Annotated in this window: 17 protein-coding genes and 3 tRNA genes; 7 read left to right on the top strand and 13 right to left on the bottom strand. The window is 55.9% G+C overall.

All coding sequences use genetic code 11. The features are described from left to right. Positions 1-112: 112 nt before the first annotated feature. The 5 genes from pykF to mdtK all read right to left on the bottom strand — a co-directional run bounded on the left by pykF (position 113) and on the right by mdtK (position 3,874). A complete protein-coding gene (gene pykF, locus MYY08_RS17185; RefSeq protein ID WP_038626311.1) occupies positions 113-1,525 on the bottom strand; it encodes a pyruvate kinase PykF in 1,413 nt (470 codons plus the stop codon). 587 nt (positions 1,526-2,112) lie between these two features. Beyond that, positions 2,113-2,189, bottom strand: a tRNA-Val gene (locus tag MYY08_RS17190). Between the two features lie 14 nt (positions 2,190-2,203). Then, positions 2,204-2,280 (bottom strand) — tRNA-Val (locus tag MYY08_RS17195). A gap of 4 nt (positions 2,281-2,284) precedes the next feature. Beyond that, positions 2,285-2,361: transfer RNA gene (locus MYY08_RS17200), tRNA-Val, on the bottom strand. Between the two features lie 139 nt (positions 2,362-2,500). Further along, positions 2,501-3,874, bottom strand: coding sequence for an MdtK family multidrug efflux MATE transporter (gene mdtK, locus MYY08_RS17205; protein WP_288015094.1), 1,374 nt, complete (start codon positions 3,872-3,874; stop codon positions 2,501-2,503). 225 nt (positions 3,875-4,099) lie between these two features. Here mdtK and MYY08_RS17210 point away from each other — a divergent pair, with 225 nt between their 5' ends. Beyond that, complete coding sequence (locus MYY08_RS17210; RefSeq protein ID WP_038626307.1) at positions 4,100-4,759, top strand: riboflavin synthase; 660 nt, start codon at positions 4,100-4,102, stop codon at positions 4,757-4,759. A gap of 68 nt (positions 4,760-4,827) precedes the next feature. On the opposite strand, the gene cfa is transcribed toward MYY08_RS17210, so the two are convergent. Next, positions 4,828-5,976: a cyclopropane fatty acyl phospholipid synthase gene (gene cfa / locus MYY08_RS17215; RefSeq protein WP_038626305.1), complete on the bottom strand. Its 1,149-nt coding sequence runs from the start codon at positions 5,974-5,976 to the stop codon at positions 4,828-4,830. A 303-nt stretch (positions 5,977-6,279) separates the two neighbouring features. Further along, entirely contained in the window at positions 6,280-7,464 is a 1,185-nt protein-coding gene (gene punC / locus MYY08_RS17220) for a purine nucleoside transporter PunC (RefSeq protein ID WP_038626303.1), read from the bottom strand. 111 nt (positions 7,465-7,575) lie between these two features. Between punC and punR the strand changes: the two genes are divergently transcribed. After that, positions 7,576-8,511, top strand: a complete 936-nt coding sequence (punR, locus tag MYY08_RS17225; protein WP_190296813.1) for a DNA-binding transcriptional activator PunR — start codon at positions 7,576-7,578, stop codon at positions 8,509-8,511. 49 nt (positions 8,512-8,560) lie between these two features. On the opposite strand, the gene purR is transcribed toward punR, so the two are convergent. Next, positions 8,561-9,586 carry an HTH-type transcriptional repressor PurR gene (purR, locus tag MYY08_RS17230; RefSeq protein WP_038626300.1) on the bottom strand — a complete coding sequence of 342 codons (1,026 nt, stop codon included), beginning with the start codon at positions 9,584-9,586 and terminating at the stop codon, positions 8,561-8,563. Between the two features lie 284 nt (positions 9,587-9,870). Here purR and cydH point away from each other — a divergent pair, with 284 nt between their 5' ends. Then, positions 9,871-9,960 carry a cytochrome bd-I oxidase subunit CydH gene (gene cydH / locus MYY08_RS19215; RefSeq protein WP_103790931.1) on the top strand — a complete coding sequence of 30 codons (90 nt, stop codon included), beginning with the start codon at positions 9,871-9,873 and terminating at the stop codon, positions 9,958-9,960. A 60-nt stretch (positions 9,961-10,020) separates the two neighbouring features. Here cydH and MYY08_RS17235 read toward each other — a convergent pair whose 3' ends face one another. Next, entirely contained in the window at positions 10,021-10,842 is an 822-nt protein-coding gene (locus tag MYY08_RS17235; protein ID WP_038626298.1) for a C40 family peptidase, read from the bottom strand. A 356-nt stretch (positions 10,843-11,198) separates the two neighbouring features. Here MYY08_RS17235 and MYY08_RS17240 point away from each other — a divergent pair, with 356 nt between their 5' ends. Continuing rightward, entirely contained in the window at positions 11,199-11,534 is a 336-nt protein-coding gene (locus tag MYY08_RS17240) for a Grx4 family monothiol glutaredoxin (RefSeq protein WP_174705330.1), read from the top strand. A gap of 64 nt (positions 11,535-11,598) precedes the next feature. On the opposite strand, the gene rnt is transcribed toward MYY08_RS17240, so the two are convergent. The 4 genes from rnt to eptA all read right to left on the bottom strand — a co-directional run bounded on the left by rnt (position 11,599) and on the right by eptA (position 15,176). Beyond that, on the bottom strand, positions 11,599-12,279 hold the full coding sequence (gene rnt, locus MYY08_RS17245; protein ID WP_288015099.1) for a ribonuclease T: 681 nt from the start codon (positions 12,277-12,279) through the stop codon (positions 11,599-11,601). Positions 12,280-12,379: 100 nt separating this feature from the next. Next, positions 12,380-12,787 carry a lactoylglutathione lyase gene (gene gloA / locus MYY08_RS17250; RefSeq protein WP_038626292.1) on the bottom strand — a complete coding sequence of 136 codons (408 nt, stop codon included), beginning with the start codon at positions 12,785-12,787 and terminating at the stop codon, positions 12,380-12,382. 122 nt (positions 12,788-12,909) lie between these two features. Further along, positions 12,910-13,503 (bottom strand): TetR/AcrR family transcriptional regulator, encoded by a 594-nt coding sequence (locus MYY08_RS17255; RefSeq protein WP_288015102.1) that lies wholly within the window; start codon positions 13,501-13,503, stop codon positions 12,910-12,912. Between the two features lie 38 nt (positions 13,504-13,541). Beyond that, positions 13,542-15,176 (bottom strand): phosphoethanolamine transferase EptA, encoded by a 1,635-nt coding sequence (eptA, locus tag MYY08_RS17260; RefSeq protein ID WP_288015104.1) that lies wholly within the window; start codon positions 15,174-15,176, stop codon positions 13,542-13,544. Positions 15,177-15,383: 207 nt separating this feature from the next. Here eptA and MYY08_RS17265 point away from each other — a divergent pair, with 207 nt between their 5' ends. The 3 genes from MYY08_RS17265 (at position 15,384) to sodC (ending at position 17,201) form a co-directional block, all read left to right on the top strand. Next, entirely contained in the window at positions 15,384-15,623 is a 240-nt protein-coding gene (locus MYY08_RS17265) for a DUF1289 domain-containing protein (RefSeq protein WP_038626289.1), read from the top strand. 72 nt (positions 15,624-15,695) lie between these two features. Further along, entirely contained in the window at positions 15,696-16,592 is an 897-nt protein-coding gene (locus MYY08_RS17270; RefSeq protein WP_288015106.1) for an aldo/keto reductase, read from the top strand. Positions 16,593-16,679: 87 nt separating this feature from the next. Next, positions 16,680-17,201: a superoxide dismutase [Cu-Zn] SodC gene (gene sodC / locus MYY08_RS17275; RefSeq protein ID WP_288015108.1), complete on the top strand. Its 522-nt coding sequence runs from the start codon at positions 16,680-16,682 to the stop codon at positions 17,199-17,201. Positions 17,202-17,444 lie beyond the last annotated feature (243 nt).

A 17,444-nucleotide genomic window follows, 5' to 3' on the forward strand; every position in this document is an offset into this window, starting at 1 on the left:
TCGGTGAAAGGCAGATTTTATCGTTATTTTCAATTGGAATTTTTAGCGATTGCGTTTACCGCAAAATAAAAAAAAGCGCCCGTAGGCGCTTTTTCATCATGGCTGTAATTATTTACAGTACATGAACAGATGCGGTATTTGTCGTACCACTTGGCACCAGCGCGCCGGAAACCATTACTACGACGTCGCCTTTTTGCGCATAGCCGCTTTCCAGCGCGATTTCTTTACCAATACGGTAGAAATCGTCGGTAGAGGCGATTTCATTCACGACGCGCGCTTCAATGCCTTTGCTCAGCAGCAGCTGACGCGCGGTGATTTGATTGGTAGTCAGAGCCAGAATGGTGGCGTCCGGGAAATATTTACGTACGGACTTCGCCGATTTGCCGCCTTCGGTGGCGACGACGATCAGCGGCGCTTCCAGTTTCTCAGCGGTCTCTACCGCGCCGCGGCATACCGCTTCGGTGATCCGCAGCTTGCGGCTGTCGTTCAGCGAATCGATGCGGGATTTCATTACGCGATCGGTACGTTCGCAGATGGTCGCCATAATGGTGACCGACTCCAGCGGATATTTCCCTTTGGCGCTTTCGCCAGAGAGCATGACCGCATCGGTGCCGTCCAGAATGGCGTTCGCCACGTCGCCGGCTTCAGCGCGGGTAGGGCGGGGGTTTTTGATCATAGAATCCAGCATCTGAGTGGCGGTAATCACCACCTTACGCGCTTTATTACATTTCTTGATCATCATCTTCTGCGCGAAAATCACTTCTTCTACCGGGATTTCCACGCCAAGGTCGCCGCGGGCGACCATGATGCCGTCAGAGGCGTCCAGGATCTCATCAAAGTTGTTGAGGCCTTCCTGGTTCTCGATTTTAGAGATGATCTGAATGTGTTCGCCGCCGTGCTTTTTCAGGTGCTCACGGATTTCCAGCACGTCAGAGCGTTTACGGATAAAGGAAGCGGCAACGAAGTCGACGCCTTGCTCGCAACCGAAAATCAGGTCGCGTTTGTCTTTTTCCGCCAGCGCCGGCAGCTGGATGGAAACGCCCGGCAGGTTAACGCCTTTGTTTTCGCCCAGGTCGCCGTTGTTCAGCACCTTACAGACAACGCTGTTTTCGGTGACTTCGGTCACTTCCATACCGATCAGGCCATCATCAACCAGTACGGTATTGCCGATTTTCAGGTCGGCGGCGAAGCCTGCGTAGGTTACCGCTACGCGCTCGCTGTTGCCGATCACTGACTGATCGGTGGTGAAGGTAAAAGTCTGACCCGCTTTCAGCGACACGTCATTGCCGCCTTCCAGTTTCATGGTGCGGATTTCAGGGCCTTTGGTATCCAGCAGAATCGCCGCCTGACGACCGGTTTTCTCCATAACCGCGCGGATATTGGCGATACGACGACCGTGTTCTTCGTAATCGCCGTGGGAAAAGTTAAGACGCATAACGTTCATGCCCGCTTCCAGCAGGTTGGTCAGCATCTCTTCGGATTCAGTTTTAGGGCCGATAGTACAAACGATCTTGGTCTTTTTCATGACAAGTTATCTGTAAGTTGTGATGGATGATAAAGGTTTGAGGTCGATGCCTGGCGCACCGGGGAAATATTCATGCTCAGCGAGCGGACTGCGATACAAACTAAGAATAGGTGACAGATATGAAGCGTGCAGAGGAAGTTGTGCGGTGATGTTCCATGGCCCGCGGGGGCGAGTTGCGCAACCTGTTGTGAGTGTAGGTAAGGGCACGTCAATTGGCTGAAACCATTCAAGTGAAACACCGGCCATAGTATAGACGCTAAGTATACGAAAACCAATCAAAAAGCATAAAGACAGGCGGGGCGAGATCAAGGAAAAGCCTGTTGCCGCAACCGCGTAGAGACGATGCAGGTTGGTGGGACCCTGACAGCGCGCACTTTATCAGCGGGGCGTCATTTGCCGTTGACGCGCGGCGAAACGCGGAAAAGGTGCGGCTGAGCCGGATGCGTATTTGTCTTAAAAGCGAGTGTCGACGTCGGCTGGCAAGTAATCGGGCCTCGGCATCGCCTGGCAGAAAAAAGCGTGGTAAGCGACGACACAAGAAACAAAAGGATTTAAAGGAGCGAAACGTAAGGAGATACAGAAGAGAGTGGTGCGTTCTAATGGACTCGAACCATCGACCCCCACCATGTCAAGGTGGTGCTCTAACCAACTGAGCTAAGAACGCATCGAAAAACTGTTTGGTGCGTCCGAGTGGACTCGAACCACCGACCCCCACCATGTCAAGGTGGTGCTCTAACCAACTGAGCTACGGACGCACTTTGGTGCGTTCTAATGGACTCGAACCATCGACCCCCACCATGTCAAGGTGGTGCTCTAACCAACTGAGCTAAGAACGCATCTGCCGTCTTGGGTGACGGCGGGGACGAATATTAGCGACACTGTTCACCGCTGGCAAGTGGAAACATGCAAATTTCTGCGCAACTGCCCAGCATCTGTGCGACCCGCCGTTTTTTTAAGCGCGGCAGGCCTTTAACTTCAGCGCGAGGCGTGTTGCAGAATCCGCTCAGCCGGCAATCTTTGCAATCGACGTATACGCCAGATCATCATTACGGCGGCGGAGGTCAGCCCCAGAATAAAACCGCACCAGAAACCGGCTGGCCCCATTGCCGGCACCAGCCAGTCGGTTAACGCCAACAGATAGCCGCTCGGCAGGCCAATCACCCAGTAGGCGACCAGGGTGATGAAGAAAATCGAGCGGGTATCTTTATAGCCGCGCAGAATGCCGCTGCCGATCACCTGAATCGAATCGGAAAATTGATAAACCGCCGCCAGCAGCATCAGCTGCGCCGCCAGCGCGACCACCTGCGGGTTATCGTTGTAGAGCAGGGCGATCTGCTCGCGGAAGGTGACGGTAAACAGCGCAGTGCAGGCCGCCATCATAATCCCAACGCCCTGACCGGTCCAGGCGGCGACCTTCGCCGCCTCCACCGAGCCCTGGCCGAGGCGAAAGCCGACCCGAATGGTGGTCGCCACGCCGAGCGACAGCGGCAGTACGAACATCAGCGAACTGAAGTTCAGCGCGATCTGGTGACCGGCGACGTCGACGATGCCCAGCGGCGACACCAGCAGAGCGACGACGGCGAACAGCGTCACTTCGAAAAAGAGCGCCAGCGCTACCGGCAGGCCGAGCAGCGTCAGGCGCTTAAGCACCGCCCAGTCAGGCGCGCTGAAGTAGCCCGGCAGGGTGATGTCGCGCATCGAGCGCGCCCGTTTGATCCACAGGCGCATCACGATAAATATCACCCAGTAGACCGACGCTGTCGCCACGCCGCAGCCGACACCGCCCAGCGCCGGCATGCCGAAATGACCATAGATAAAGATGTAGTTAACCGGAATATTAACCAGCAGACCGATAAAGCCCATCACCATGCCGGGTTTGGTTTTTGACAGGCCTTCGCACTGATTGCGCGCCACCTGAAAAAAGAGATAGCCTGGCGCGCCCCATAACAGCGCGCGCAGATAGCCGACCGCTTTATCGGTCAGCGCCGGATCGATATTGTGCATGGCGCGGATCATATAGCCGGCGTTCCACAGCACCGCCATAATCAGCACCGCCACCAGCGCGGCAAGCCAGTAAGCCTGACGCACCTGCCGGGCGATGCGATCGCGCCGCCCGGAGCCGTTGAGCTGCGCCACCACCGGCGTCAGCGCCAGTATCAAACCGTGGCCGAATAAAATTGCGGGCAGCCACACCGAGGTGCCCACTGCGACGGCGGCCATATCCGTGGCGCTCACCGCGCCGGCCATAATGGTATCAACAAAGCCCATCGCCGTTTGCGCAACCTGCGCCAGGATAACGGGAATAGCCAGCGCTAAGAGCTGCCGCGCTTCTGTCAGATACTTCTGCACGTAAACACCTTTTTATGGTTATAAGAATGAATAAGCGTTCGCCCTGACGGGCAGGATAATAAAGAGTAGAAGAGACGCTTGTTGCTGGCGAAAGATCATAGCGGCAACGCGGCCGCAAAGAAACCGCATTTTATAGCTCCCCACCGCGGGCTCTTCATCTGTTAGCTTGCCTGGTCTGCAACGGAGAGTATGTTAATATCAGCAAAAACAGACTGAGGCTAACTTATGTTTACCGGAATTGTGCAGGGCACCGCAGAAGTGGTCGCCATTGAAGAGAAAACCAACTTTCGCACCCATATCGTTAAAATGCCGCCAGCGTTATTGCCGGGCCTGGAGCTGGGCGCATCGGTGGCGCATAACGGCTGCTGCCTGACCGTAACGGAAATTAACGGCGACCGCGTCAGTTTCGATCTGGTAAAAGAGACGCTGCGCATTACTAATCTTGGCGATTTGCAGCCGGGCGACGTGGTGAATATTGAACGCGCGGCGAAATTCAGCGATGAAATCGGCGGACATTTAATGTCCGGCCATATTATGACCACCGCGGAGATCTGTAAGATAATAAACGCGGAAAATAACCGTGAAATCTGGTTTAAGCCGCAGGACAGCTCGCTGTTGAAATATATCCTGCATAAAGGTTTTATCGGCATTGACGGCATCAGCCTGACCGTCGGCGACGTGACGAAAACCAAATTCTGCGTACATTTAATTCCCGAAACGCTGGCGCGCACTACGCTCGGCGCGAAAAAGCTGGGACATCGCGTCAATATTGAGATCGATCCGCATACCCAGGCGATTGTCGATACCGTTGAACGCGTACTGGCGCAGCGCGAAGCGGCCCAGGCTGCGAGTAGGGCTGACGACGCCACCGACGCGGACGCGTAACGCCAGACGAAAAAAAAAACAGGCAATCGGATTGCCTGTTTTTTTATGCATTGCGCAGAGGCTGGCAATTAGTGCGGCACGCGCAGGCCGCCTTCCACGCCACGGCTAAAGACCACCTGCCAGAGCTGAATATCGCGCGCGCGGAAGGCCCCGGCACAGGCGTTCAGATAATAGGTGAACATACGCTTAAAGCGCTCGCCATATTTCGCTTCCAGCTGCGGCCAGGCCTGTAGAAAACGCTCATACCACGCCATCAGCGTCGTATCGTAATCGGCGCCGAAATTGTGCCAGTCTTCCATAATAAAGTGAGGTTCGCTGGCTACGGCGATATGGCGCACCGACGGCAGGCAGCCGTTGGGGAAAATATATTTATCGATCCAGGGATCGACGTTCATATCGGTTTTTATCGCGCCGATGGTATGCAGCAGGAACAGGCCGTCAGGCTTGAGGTTGCGGTCGACCACGTCGAAATAGGTGGCGTAGTTTTTAGGGCCGACGTGCTCGAACATGCCTACCGAAACGATACGGTCATACTGATCGTTCAGGTCGCGGTAATCCTGCAACAAAATATTGACGTCCAGCCCTTCGCAGCGCTGCTGCGCCATTTTTTGCTGTTCCGCGGAGATGGTGACGCCATCCACCGTTACGCCGTAATGACGTGCGGCGAACTCCGCAAGGCCGCCCCAACCGCAGCCGATATCAAGCAGACGCATACCCGGCTTCAGCTGCAGCTTTTCGCAAATCATTTTTAGCTTAGCCTGTTGCGCGTCTTCCAGCGTGCCTGCTTCTTTCCAATAGGCGCAGGAATATTGCATGAAGGGATCAAGCATAAGCGAAAAAAGATCGTTGCCTAAATCGTAATGCTCTTTGCCTACCATCCAGGCGCGTTTTTTTGACTGCAGATTAGTCAGACGCGCGGCGGCGATGCGTAAAGTATCTTTGAAATGATGAGGGAGCTGTTGATCCAGTTTGTGCTTCAGCACGCGATGAAAAAACATATCAAGCCGGTCGCATTCCCACCAGCCATCCATGTAACTCTCGCCCAGACCGAGGGATCCCTCCTGTAAGACGCGTTTAAAAAAGTCAGGGTTTTTCACCTGAATATCCCAGGGGCGATTGCCATTGACTTCGATATCAGCCACTTCCAACATCTCATGGGCGATACGATACCAATGGTTTTCCTCCAGGTTCACTTCTTCTATGCACGATGAACTCATAGCTTCTCCATCACCTGTGTGATACGAACCTGAGAAACAGAATAGTCAATTTCTACAGGGTTGTGAGAAATCTCACGGAAAACCGTGTGCCAGATATCCGACGTTTAACAGAGGATTGAAACTGAATGAACAGGCCGGTCAGACGGGCCCGTAATAAAGCGGACCGACCCGACCGGAAAAACGCACTGGTTATTATAAGTAACTGCCTTGCAAGGAGTATATGCTCACGGCAGGGAATATACAACGGCTAACAGTTAGTGTGCTAACCAATCACTGCGCGCGGTGGCGCACAGGTGTATGCGTTCAGGCCGCGTTTTCTGATTCCGTCTGCGCCTCGCGCGTCAGCTGCAGAAAATAGCCCAGCACGGCAAGCAGTACGGTAAACAGCATCACTGCGCTGGTGGTCAGCAACGGATGGCTGAGCCAGCCGGAAACGGCCAGGCTGGCGAAAAAGCAGAGGCCCAGTTGCAGGCAGTTCTGCAGCGCGGCGGCCTTGCCGGTATCCTGCGGGAACGGCAGCAGCGCGTTCGCCACCACAATAGGGTAAATGGCGCCGTTGGCCAGCGCCATGCCGCAGAACGGCGCCAGCAGGCCCCACAGCGTCGCTTTTCCGCTCATCGCCACCATAAACAGCGACACGACGCTGATTGCATAGAAGATCAGCAGCGCAGGCAACAGCGTCCTGCCGCTGCGACGCTGCAACGCGGTGCGACAGCCGAATCCGCCCGCCAGAAAAGCGACGGTTTGCGGCATATAGCTCAGGCCAATATCCGCCGGACTTAAACCGAGATCGTGCAGGATAAAGGGTGAGCCGGTCAGCCAGGCGAAAAAGCTGGCGGAGCAGGCGGCATAGATCAGTACGTTGCCGCCGTAGACGCGCGAGGTCAGCATGGTGAAAAAGCCGGCGCGCGGACGCGAATCGTGCGCGGCCGCCGCCGGCGCTTTTTTCAGCCTGGCTGTAGCGAACAGTAGTGGCAGGGTCACCAGCAGCAGCGTCAGGAAAATAGCCCGCCATGAAAAGTGGCTCAGCACCCAGGCGCCCAGCAACGGCGCCAGCGCCGGAGAAAGCGCGACCAGCGGCATAATGGTGGCGAACACGCGGTTAGCCTGCGCGCCGCGATAGCGATCGACCACCAGCGCCTGCCAGCTTACCGTGGCGGAACAGACGCCCACCGCCTGGATAAAGCGCAAGGTCAACATCTGCCAGGTCTCATTCGCCCACAGCATGCCCGCACAGCCGAGGGCAAACAGCGCCAGGCCGAACAGCAGGACCGGCTTACGGCCGAAGCGGTCGGAAAGGGGGCCCCATATCAGCTGCGCGCAGGCGAAGCCGCCAAGAAATACCGTCAGGCTGGCGCTGATGACGCCTGCGGAGGTGTGGAAGCTTTCCTGCATGGCGGTGAACGCCGGCAGATACATATCAGTGGCGAGAAAACCCAGCGTACTGAGCAGCGCCAGATAAAGCATAAATCCTTTTGAACCAGACATCTCTTTCTCATTAATTAGCAGGTGAACAGACGGCGCGAGGGTAAAGGATGTTTTTCTGAATGTGAAACGCTAAAATTTGCCGGTTGATTTCAAAATTTTTGCAGGCAGAAAATGTGGTCAGAACATGCCCTTGAAGTGGTCGACGCCGTCGCCCGCACCGGCAGCTTTTCCGCTGCCGCCGCGGAGCTGCATCGCGTGCCTTCCGCCATCAGCTATACCGTGCGCCAGCTGGAGTCCTGGCTGGCGGTGCCGCTGTTTGAACGTCGTCATCGCGATGTGGTATTAACCGAGGCGGGCGAGCTTTTTATTCGTGAAGGCCGCGCTGTTATCAAAAAAATGCTCGCCACGCGCCGGCAGTGTCAGCAGGTGGCGAACGGCTGGCGCGGCCAGCTGAGCATCGCCGTCGATCGCATTGTAAAACCGCAGCGCACGCGTCAGCTGGTGCTCGATTTTTATCGCCATTTTCCCGATATGGAACTGTTAATCACCCCGGAGGTGTTTAACGGCGTCTGGGACGCGCTGGCGGACGGGCGTGTCGATGTGGCAATCGGCGCGACGCAGGCGATCCCCGTCGGCGGCCGCTTCGCCTTCCGTGATATGGGCGCGCTCAACTGGCGCTGCGTGGTCAGCGCCAGCCATCCGCTGGCCGCAGCGACCGGCGGCCTGCAGGATGATGATATCCGTCCCTGGCCTTCACTGGTGCTGGAGGATACCTCGCGCGCGCTGCCGCGCCGCACCACCTGGACACTGGACAATCAGCGACGGCTGGTGGTGCCTGACTGGGAGAGCGCTTTCGACTGCCTGCGCGCCGGTCTCTGCGTTGGCATGGTACCCGGCCATTTCGCCGCGCCGCTGCTGGCGACGCAGGAACTGACGGAGTTGCCGCTGCCGGTGCCTTTTCCCGACAGCCACTGCTGCGTCAGCTGGTCGGAACAGAGCGGTTCGCCGGCGCTGAGCTGGCTGCTGGATTATCTGGGCGATACGGAGACGCTGAATCGGGAGTGGCTGCGTGAGGAAGAGAGCACTCAGGATAGCGCATTATCCTGAGCGGCAAGGCAAAGGTCGCGGCAGGGATAAGCCGCGATGACGTAAAGCATTAACGACGATAGTCGCGGAACGGGCCGTCAGCCACCGAGCGGCGTTCAATAAGCGTCGGATGCACCTCAATCGTTTGCGATTCTTCGCGCTTGTTGATAATGCGATCCAGCAGCATATCGAAGGCGGTTTCGCCTAGTTGCTCTTTCGGCTGATGAACGGTTGTCAGCGCTGGCGTAAAATAGCGCGCGTTGCGCACGTTATCATAACCGATCACCGAAATATCCTGCGGCACGCGCAGGCCCATCTCATCCGCCGCACAAATAGCGCCCATCGCCATAATGTCGCCGCCGCAGAAGACGGCGGTAGGGCGTTGCTTCTGCGCCAGGATCTGCTGCATGGCGCGGTAGCCCGACTCCGGCTCGAAATCGCCCTGCACGATCCACTCTTCGCGCACCGGTATATTCGCCTCGTTCAGCGCCTTCATAAAGCCGGCAAGACGGCCGCCGCCGGTGTTGCGCTCCATCTGTCCGGGAATCACGCCGATATCGCGATGGCCGCGTTCAATCAGATAGCGGCCTGCGATGTAGCCGCCTTCAAAAGCGTTATCCAGCACGGTATCGGTAAAGTCGCCGCGCGACTCGCCCCAGTCCATCACCACCATCGGGATATTGCGGTTCTCCTCAAGCATCTTCAGCAGCGCTTCAGGATATTCAGAACACATTACCAGCAGACCGTCGACGCGCTTTTGCGCCATCATCGACAGATATGCCTGCTGCTTTTGCAGATCGTTATGGGCGTTGCCCAGAATCAGGGTATAGCCGCGGGCGAAGCAGCGCGTTTCCACCGCTTCGATGATTTCCGCAAAATAGGGCGCTTCGCTGGAGGTCGCCAGCAGGCCGATCGACTTGGTGTGGTTCACCTTCAGGCTGCGCGCGACCGCGCTGGGCGAATAGTGTAGTTCTTTGATGGCCGCCCACACCGCCTCGCGCGTCTCTTCCGCGACAAAGCGGGTTTTATTGATGACGTGTGACACCGTCGTCGTAGACACGCCGGCACGCTTCGCGACATCTTTGATTGTTGCCATTAAAAAGATACTCCTGCGCTTATCATAAGGGTTTGATAAGGCTAATGTTAAACGTTTGCGTCCTCGCGGCCTGCTTCAGCGTGCTTATCCATTGTCATTGTGCTGGCTGAGATACGTCTGGCAGGCGGGACGTCTTTAAAAAAGGGCCAACAGCGACGGTTTGCCGGTGTTGCGCAACGCAAGGCGGGGATTCTATCAAGCTGACGCAAAGAAAACGAGATTTTTACCGGTGAGTATGGGAAAATCTATACCGTTATTGTTTGTGTGGTTAAAGGAGAGGCCGGGTGAGCACCGATTTAAAGCTGTCGTTAAGCACCACTGTCGCAGCATTGCTGATGATCATCGCTTTCAGCTTAACCGCTGTCATGCATTGATCGGATGATGCGTATAAAAAAAGCCTGTCGCAAGACAGGCTTTTTTGTTGCGCAACGCGCTTAGCGGATGGTTTTTGGCGTCATTACGCGACGCGCGCCGACATAATGGCGCTCCCAGTAATCATCGCTGAGCTGGCTGATTTGAATATCTTTACCGGTGCGCGGCGACTGAATAAAACGACCGTTGCCAAGATAAACGCCAACGTGATCGGCGGCGCCGCGGTTATTAATGCGGAAAAAGACCAGATCGCCTTTTTCCAGCGACTGACGGTTGACCGGCGCGGCGTCACGCAAGTGATACATCTCATTGGCGGTGCGGGGAATTTTAAATTTCACCACATCCTTATAGGCGTACCAGACCAGACCGCTGCAGTCGAAGCCGGTGTGAGGCGAGGTGCCGCCCCACAGGTAAGGTTTGCCCAGCTGACCCATCAGCTTGTTCATCGCCGTTTCACGCGCTTTCTGATAACGCTCGCGGTGCGCCTTACTCATTTCGAGCGGGCCACGGGCCTTGGTCTGCTTTTTATCGCCGCGCTGATGGCCATAGCGCGCCTTCGCCGTCCTGGCCATACTTTTTTTCTTTGCGCTGTTCTCTTTTGCCGTTTTAACCGGTGAGCGGCCTTTTTTCGTGGTTAACGCTGGGGATACCGCGACGGTTGCCGTTTTGCCTTTCTTTTTGACTTTGCTTTTTTCCGCCGTCGCCGTACGCGTTTTTTTACTGGTGGTTTTTAAGGGGCGACGCTTGCGCCGTTCATCTTCACGGGCGCTTTTCTTATCAATCTTATGCTGACTGGCCTTAACCGGCGCCTGCGGAGAGGCCTGCGCAACGTTAAAGAACAGCTGAGCAAAAGCCAGCATAAAAAGCGTAATCAATAAACGCATAGTGTGGTTACAGTAATAGCGCGATAACGGCGCGAAGTTGATCCTATTTCTGCCATAAGGCAGACCCCTGAAGGCCGATTCTAATCTAACTTTTTCCGAAAAGATAAAGCCTTTTGCAATTGAATGGCCTTTAATTGCATAAAGATGTAAAAATAAACCGAAACAGGCGCTTATCTCGACAGAATTATTACTATTTATTAATCGCCGGGCGTAATGATGAAGAAGCGGACGTTATTTTATCAGCAGCATTTGGCATAATGCGCTAAATCATTTATCCCTACAGAAAATGTCGTTTTCAGTGACCCGCTACAGTCGCTACAATCAATAGACACGAAGCAAGCTATTTAAGGAAGGCAATTATGAGTACTGTTGAAAAAATTCAGCGCCAGATCGCAGAAAACCCGATCCTGCTGTACATGAAAGGCTCGCCGAAGCTGCCAAGCTGTGGTTTTTCTGCTCAGACGGTTCAGGCTCTCTCTGCCTGCGGCGAGCGCTTCGCCTATGTGGATATCCTGCAAAACCCGGATATCCGCGCTGAACTGCCTAAATATGCCAACTGGCCGACCTTCCCGCAGTTGTGGGTGGATGGCGAACTGGTCGGCGGCTGCGATATCGTTGTCGAAATGTTCCAGCGCGGCGAGCTGCAAACGCTGATCAAAGAGACGGCGGAAAAATATAAAGCGGCGGAATAAGTTTTAGCCAGCTGCTAAAAAATAAAAGGGCGCATCGGCGCCCTTTTTTACTGGCGTGCGGCGGCTACTCCTCCAGCTTCAGCGCTTCTTCGACCGGCTCCTCATCTTCTACCGGCAGCGGCGGCCAGCCGCCTAAACGTTTCCAGCGGTTCACCAGCTCGCAAAAAAGTTCTGCGGTGCGCTCGGTATCGTAAAGCGCAGAGTGCGCCTGACTGGCGTCAAAGGCGATGCCGGCCGCTTTACAGGCTTTCGCCAGCACCGTCTGGCCGACGACCAGGCCGCTAAGCGCCGCGGTGTCGAAAGTGGCGAAGGGGTGAAACGGGTTACGCTTCAGACCAGCGCGTTCGGCGGCGGCCATCATAAAGCTGTGATCGAAGTTGGCATTATGCGCCACCATAATGGCGCGATTGCAGCCGCGATCCTTCAGCCCTTTGCGCACCTGCTTAAAAATTTCATGCAGCGCGTCATATTCGCTGACGGCGCCGCGCAGGGGATTATGGGGATCGATGCCGTTGAACGCCAGCGCCTCCGGTTGCAGAATCGCGCCTTCGAAAGGCTCGACGTGAAAATGCAGGGTCTGGTCAAGCTGCAGCCAGCCTTCTTCATCCATTTTCAACGTGACGGCGGCGATTTCCAGCAGCGCATCGGTCTTCGCATTGAACCCGGCGGTTTCCACATCAATCACCACCGGATAAAAGCCGCGAAAGCGGTCGGATAAGGCGTTCAGTTGTTTCGGTTCAGACATCAGGATCTCATTGGCGAAAAAATGCAGCGCGCATTATGGCAAATTTCGTCGCCGCTTGCAGCAGCGCAAAAAAGAAGGGCGCCCGCAGGCGCCCTGAAACTTAGTGGCCGAGGCCTTGTCCGGCCTGCTTGTTTTCAATCAGCTCGATTTTGTAGCCGTCCGGGTCTTCCACGAAAGCGATAACGGTGGTGCCGCCTTTTACAGGGCCCGCTTCACGCGTCACGTTGCCGCCCGCCTGGCGAATTTTTTCGCAGGTCGCCGCAACATCGTCCACGCCCAGCGCGATATGGCCGTAAGCGTTGCCGAGGTCGTACTTATCCACGCCCCAGTTGTAGGTCAGTTCGATGACCGCGCCTTCGCTTTCGTCGGTATAACCTACAAACGCCAGGCTGTATTTGTACTCCTGGTTTTCGCTTTCACGCAGCAGACGCATGCCGAGAACACGCGTATAAAAATCGAGGGAGCGCTGCATATCGCCAACGCGCAGCATAGTGTGAAGTAAGCGCATAATATTCTCCAAAAGGGTGTCATCATCCGATGACGGTCAAAAAAGCTTAGTATAGCCGCCGATTTGCAACGGCACTGCCGCCAGGTTGAGTAGACCAGTCGACTTGAAATGGGCGTTTTTATTTAACGCGCCGCCAGCAGCTGCAAAATTGCCTGTAGCGCCTGGGTTAACGCGCTGCCGTCGCGACGGATTTTGCTTTGCAAGCTGGCGCCCAGCCAGAGCGAGTAGAGCGTTTGAGCCATTACCTCCGGCGTCCAGCCTGGCTGAAGCTCGCCCTGCGCAGCGGCCTGGCGCAGCGTGCTCGTTAGAATCGCTATCTGCGCGGCGGCGCCGTGCGCCAGCGTTAGTCTCATCTCCTCTGAGAGATCGCAGACTTCCGCAGAGATTTTTACGGCCAGACAGTTTTCGATATGGCCCGTCGCGCGAAAGCGCTGCTCCGCCTGCTGGTAATAGTCCAGCAGCTTCTGGCGCGGCGCCGACGGCCGATCATCGAACCAGCTCTGCATCGCGTGGCTTACGCTGCTGAAGTAACGCTCCAGCATCGCCACGCCAAAGGCTTCCTTCGAACGAAAATAGTGATAAAACGATCCTTTCGGCACGCCCGCCTGACTTAACAGCTCGCTCAGGCCCATGCCGATAAAGCCGCGCTGTAAACAAAGCTGCTCGCCGGTGGCGAGCAGCTGTTCGCGGGTATCATGTCGTGTCGTTTTATTCATGTCCCTCAGGGTAATAGACCAGTTGGTCTAATGCAACCCTAATGCGCCTGGCAGCGTTTCAACAGGTCAAGGCCTGGCTTATAGACCGAGGTCTGGATATTCATCATGCCCAGCAGAGTATGGAACACGTTATCCTGCGACACCTCATCCTGCTGCGCGCGCTGGCGCATACAGCTCTCGTCAACGCCGAAGGTGTGAGCGTAATCGGGTGAAAGCCACATCAGGAACGGTATATGCGTCTGCTGGCTCGGCGCAAAAAGCCAGGGCGCGCCGTGCAGATACATGCCGCGCTCGCCCAGCGATTCGCCGTGATCGGAGAGATAGATCAGCGCTACGTTAAAGCGATCGCTATAGCGTTTCAGCAGATCAATCGTGTCGCTCACCATCGAATCGGTATAGAGCAGCGTATTATCATAGGTGTTGACCAGCGCCTGATGATCGCAATCCTGAATCTGGTTGCTGTCGCAGGTCGGCGTAAACTGACGCATCGCCGGCGGATAGCGCCGATAGTAAGCGGGGCCATGGCTACCCATCTGATGCAGCACAATCACCGAATCATCCTTCACGCTGTCGATGTAGTTCGACAGACGGTGCAGCAGCACGTCATCCAGACAGTAGTCGCTCTGACAATACTCTTTCAGCTTCCACTGCGTCATATCGGTGTGCGGAATACGGTTACAGGCGCCTTTACAGCCGCCGTCGTTTTCACGCCACATCACATTGACGCCGGCATGCGCCAGCACATCCATTAACCCTTCCTGATGGCGCGCCAGATTCGCGTCATAATCGGCGCGCGTCATGCCTGAGAACATGCAGGGCACGGAAACCGCCGTTTCGGTCCCGCAGGACGTGGCGTGCTGATAGTAGATCACCTGCTGCTGCTTCAGCTTCGGGTTGGTCTCGCGCGCATAGCCGCCGAGAGAGAAATTTTCCGCGCGCGCCGTTTCGCCCAGCACAAACACCACCAGCGTTTTTTTCTGCACCGCCTTAATCAGCGGGCCCTTTTGCGCATCCTGCCCGATACGCACCAGCTCTTTACTGCCCTGCAGCCAGCGGTTATCGACATAGTGAATGACTCCGCTGACCACGTTGGGCGGCGTCACCATTTTCACCAGGCCTTTGTTATTACGGAACAGCGAGGCGTAATCCTTATACATCAGCGCCGCTATCAGCAGAATCATCAGCAGGGAGCCGATGCACCACAGCGCGCGCATCGCCAGCGCAAACCACCAGGGACGCGTCTGCCTGACGCTTACCATAAGAATGATGAGGGAAGGCAGTACGCCCATCAACAGCATCCACAGTATATAGCGAGGGCTGAGCAGGGCGGTCGCCTCTTGCAGGTCCGTTTCGAAAACGTTTTGCACCATATTGGTGTCGATAACGGTGCCGAAACTGTACATAAAATAGTTCGCCCCCGCGCCGCACAGTAGCAAAATAATTAACAGCGGCTTACCTATCCACGGCAACACCAGCAGATTAAACACCAGCATAAAGGCGCAAAACAGCACCAGCGGAATCGTGGCGATAAACAGATAATCATGTAGATGGCTCAGCGGCGTGCGTTCGGCGGCGCGTACGATAAACATGCCGTTTAGAATAAAGGTGAAAAACAGCGCGCAGCCGGTCAGAAACAGGGATTCACTACAGCGTATTTTTTTCAGTCGTTGCATAATTAATTAAAATTAAAGGATTTCTTTGTAGCTTAGCTGAAAAACCTTAGCGAAACCTTAACCCGACGCCAATAAAGGAATCGCTAACCGTTTGGTTAAGCTGCGATTAAACGCCGTTTGTGCGCGCTGAACGATTTTTAGACGTTAAACTTGCGTACAGGGCGGATGCTGTCTTCAATAAAAGATGCGGTTTAAACAGGAGGCGATGTGGCTGAGCAACTTGAATTTTTCCCGGTGCCAAGCCCGTGCCGGGGCATCTGTCAGTCAGACGAGCGCGGTTACTGCCGTGGCTGTTTACGCACCCGCGAAGAACGCTTCAACTGGATGAGCTATAGCGACGCGCACAAGCGTGAAGTGCTGAGGCTCTGTCGCCAGCGCTACCTGCGCCAGCGCCGCAGCGAGAAAGCGCCGCAGCCGGAAGAACCGCAACAGCCGTCACTCTTTTGATATTTCCCGCTTTTTTTCCCTGGCGTCGGCGTATACTGCCGTTCCTGACACTGAGCTGCAAAGGTAAATAAAATGATTGAACGCGTACGTATTGCGCCCCAGGGCCCGGAATTCTCCCGTATGGTGATGGGCTACTGGCGGCTAATGGAATGGCAGATGGCGCCGCAGCAGCTGGTGGGCTTTATTGAACAGCATCTTGATCTGGGCGTCACCACCGTCGATCATGCGGATATTTATGGCGACTACCAATGTGAAGCCGCCTTCGGCGCCGCGTTGCGGCTGGCCCCTGCGCTGCGCGCGCGTATGGAGCTGGTCACCAAGTGCGGCATCGCCACCACCGCCAAACCGGAAAACGCGCTTGGTCACTATATTACCGATGGCGCGCATATCATCCGCAGCGCGGAAAATTCCCTGCGGCACTTCGGTACCGACTATCTCGATCTGCTGCTGATCCACCGCCCCGATCCGCTGATGGATGCGGATGAGGTGGCGGAAGCCTTTACCGCGCTGCATCAGAGCGGCAAGGTGCGACATTTCGGCGTCTCTAACTTTACGCCGGCGCAGTTTGCGCTGTTACAGTCAAGGCTGCCGTTTACGCTCGCCACTAACCAGGTGGAGATTTCGCCGCTGCGTCAGGATACGCTGCTGGACGGCACGCTCGATCAGTGTCAACAGCTGCGCATCAAACCGATGGCCTGGTCCTGCCTGGGCGGCGGCCAGCTGTTCTGCGCGGAACGTTTCTCGCCGCTGCGCGCGGAACTGCGCGCGATCGCCGAAGAGACGGGCGCCGCCTCGATAGAGCAGGTGGTCTATGCCTGGGTAATGCGTTTACCGTCGGCGCCGCTGCCGATTATCGGCTCCGGTAAAATCGAACGCGTGCGCGCCGCGCTGGATGTGTTGTCGCTTCAGCTGAATCGTCAGCAGTGGTTTCGCATTCGCAAAGCGGCGCTGGGCTACGACGTGCCGTAAAGAAACGCAAAAAAACCGCCGCCGTTCGATCAAATGTGAAAATCCGTCCAGGCTTAGGGAGAACCCCGACATACTTCAGGAGGCTGGATGAAACACTATGGTTTAGCGGCGCTGACGCTGCTGATAGCTGGCTATGCGCAGGCGGCGAGCCAGGAGGTCACGTTACATAACCTGACCAAAGAAGGCATCGGCGAATCGGTGGGAACGGTCAAAATCGATGAAACCGCGTATGGGCTGTCCTTTACGCCAGCGCTCTCCCATCTGCCAGCGGGCATTCATGGCTTCCATGTCCATGCGAACGGCAGCTGCGAACCTGCTGTCACCGACGGAAAAACCGTACCGGGCGGCGCGGCGGGCGGGCACTTCGATCCGCAAAACAGCGGTAAGCATTTTGGCCCCTGGGCTGAAGGACACTTAGGCGATCTGCCGGCGCTCTACGTCACACAGGATGGCCGTGCCGACTATCCCGTTCTGGCGCCGCGTTTGAAAAAAATCAGTGAGATTTCTGGCCGGGCGCTGATGGTGCATATGGGCGGCGATAATCACAGCGACCATCCCAAACCGTTGGGCGGCGGCGGCGATCGTTACGCCTGTGGTGTGATTAAATAGGGCAATGGCGCTTCGCGTTGCGATCGTTCTCGCACAAATAACAGTGAGACGACCGCAGCGCATAATATTTTGCCGCATGAGGCCAATTCTTTGTTTATTATCAGCATATTTCAACCATCTCGACGCTACTCTTTTCTTTGCGCTGTTGCACCACTGGCGGGCAGTGAGATGAGCGGGGCACGGCGTTGCGCTTTAAGACGATGCCCATTGTTGTCATGCGCATGTCGGAGATGATGGTCGTGG

It is taken from the genome of Mixta sp. (assembly GCF_024610815.1).
Lineage (GTDB): Bacteria > Pseudomonadota > Gammaproteobacteria > Enterobacterales > Enterobacteriaceae > Mixta > Mixta calida.

Excerpts from the sequence above, each read along its gene's own strand:
- pykF (WP_038626311.1), bottom strand. The coding sequence starts at position 1,525 with ATGAAAAAGACCAAGATCGTTTGTACTATCGGCCCTAAAACTGAATCC.
- gloA (WP_038626292.1), bottom strand. The coding sequence starts at position 12,787 with ATGCGCTTACTTCACACTATGCTGCGCGTTGGCGATATGCAGCGCTCC.
- MYY08_RS17270 (WP_288015106.1), top strand. The coding sequence starts at position 15,696 with ATGATTGAACGCGTACGTATTGCGCCCCAGGGCCCGGAATTCTCCCGT.
- MYY08_RS17235 (WP_038626298.1), bottom strand. The coding sequence starts at position 10,842 with ATGCGTTTATTGATTACGCTTTTTATGCTGGCTTTTGCTCAGCTGTTC.
- sodC (WP_288015108.1), top strand. The coding sequence starts at position 16,680 with ATGAAACACTATGGTTTAGCGGCGCTGACGCTGCTGATAGCTGGCTAT.
- MYY08_RS17210 (WP_038626307.1), top strand. The coding sequence starts at position 4,100 with ATGTTTACCGGAATTGTGCAGGGCACCGCAGAAGTGGTCGCCATTGAA.
- eptA (WP_288015104.1), bottom strand. The coding sequence starts at position 15,176 with ATGCAACGACTGAAAAAAATACGCTGTAGTGAATCCCTGTTTCTGACC.
- purR (WP_038626300.1), bottom strand. The coding sequence starts at position 9,586 with ATGGCAACAATCAAAGATGTCGCGAAGCGTGCCGGCGTGTCTACGACG.
- cfa (WP_038626305.1), bottom strand. The coding sequence starts at position 5,976 with ATGAGTTCATCGTGCATAGAAGAAGTGAACCTGGAGGAAAACCATTGG.
- rnt (WP_288015099.1), bottom strand. The coding sequence starts at position 12,279 with ATGTCTGAACCGAAACAACTGAACGCCTTATCCGACCGCTTTCGCGGC.
- punC (WP_038626303.1), bottom strand. The coding sequence starts at position 7,464 with ATGTCTGGTTCAAAAGGATTTATGCTTTATCTGGCGCTGCTCAGTACG.
- MYY08_RS17255 (WP_288015102.1), bottom strand. The coding sequence starts at position 13,503 with ATGAATAAAACGACACGACATGATACCCGCGAACAGCTGCTCGCCACC.
- punR (WP_190296813.1), top strand. The coding sequence starts at position 7,576 with ATGTGGTCAGAACATGCCCTTGAAGTGGTCGACGCCGTCGCCCGCACC.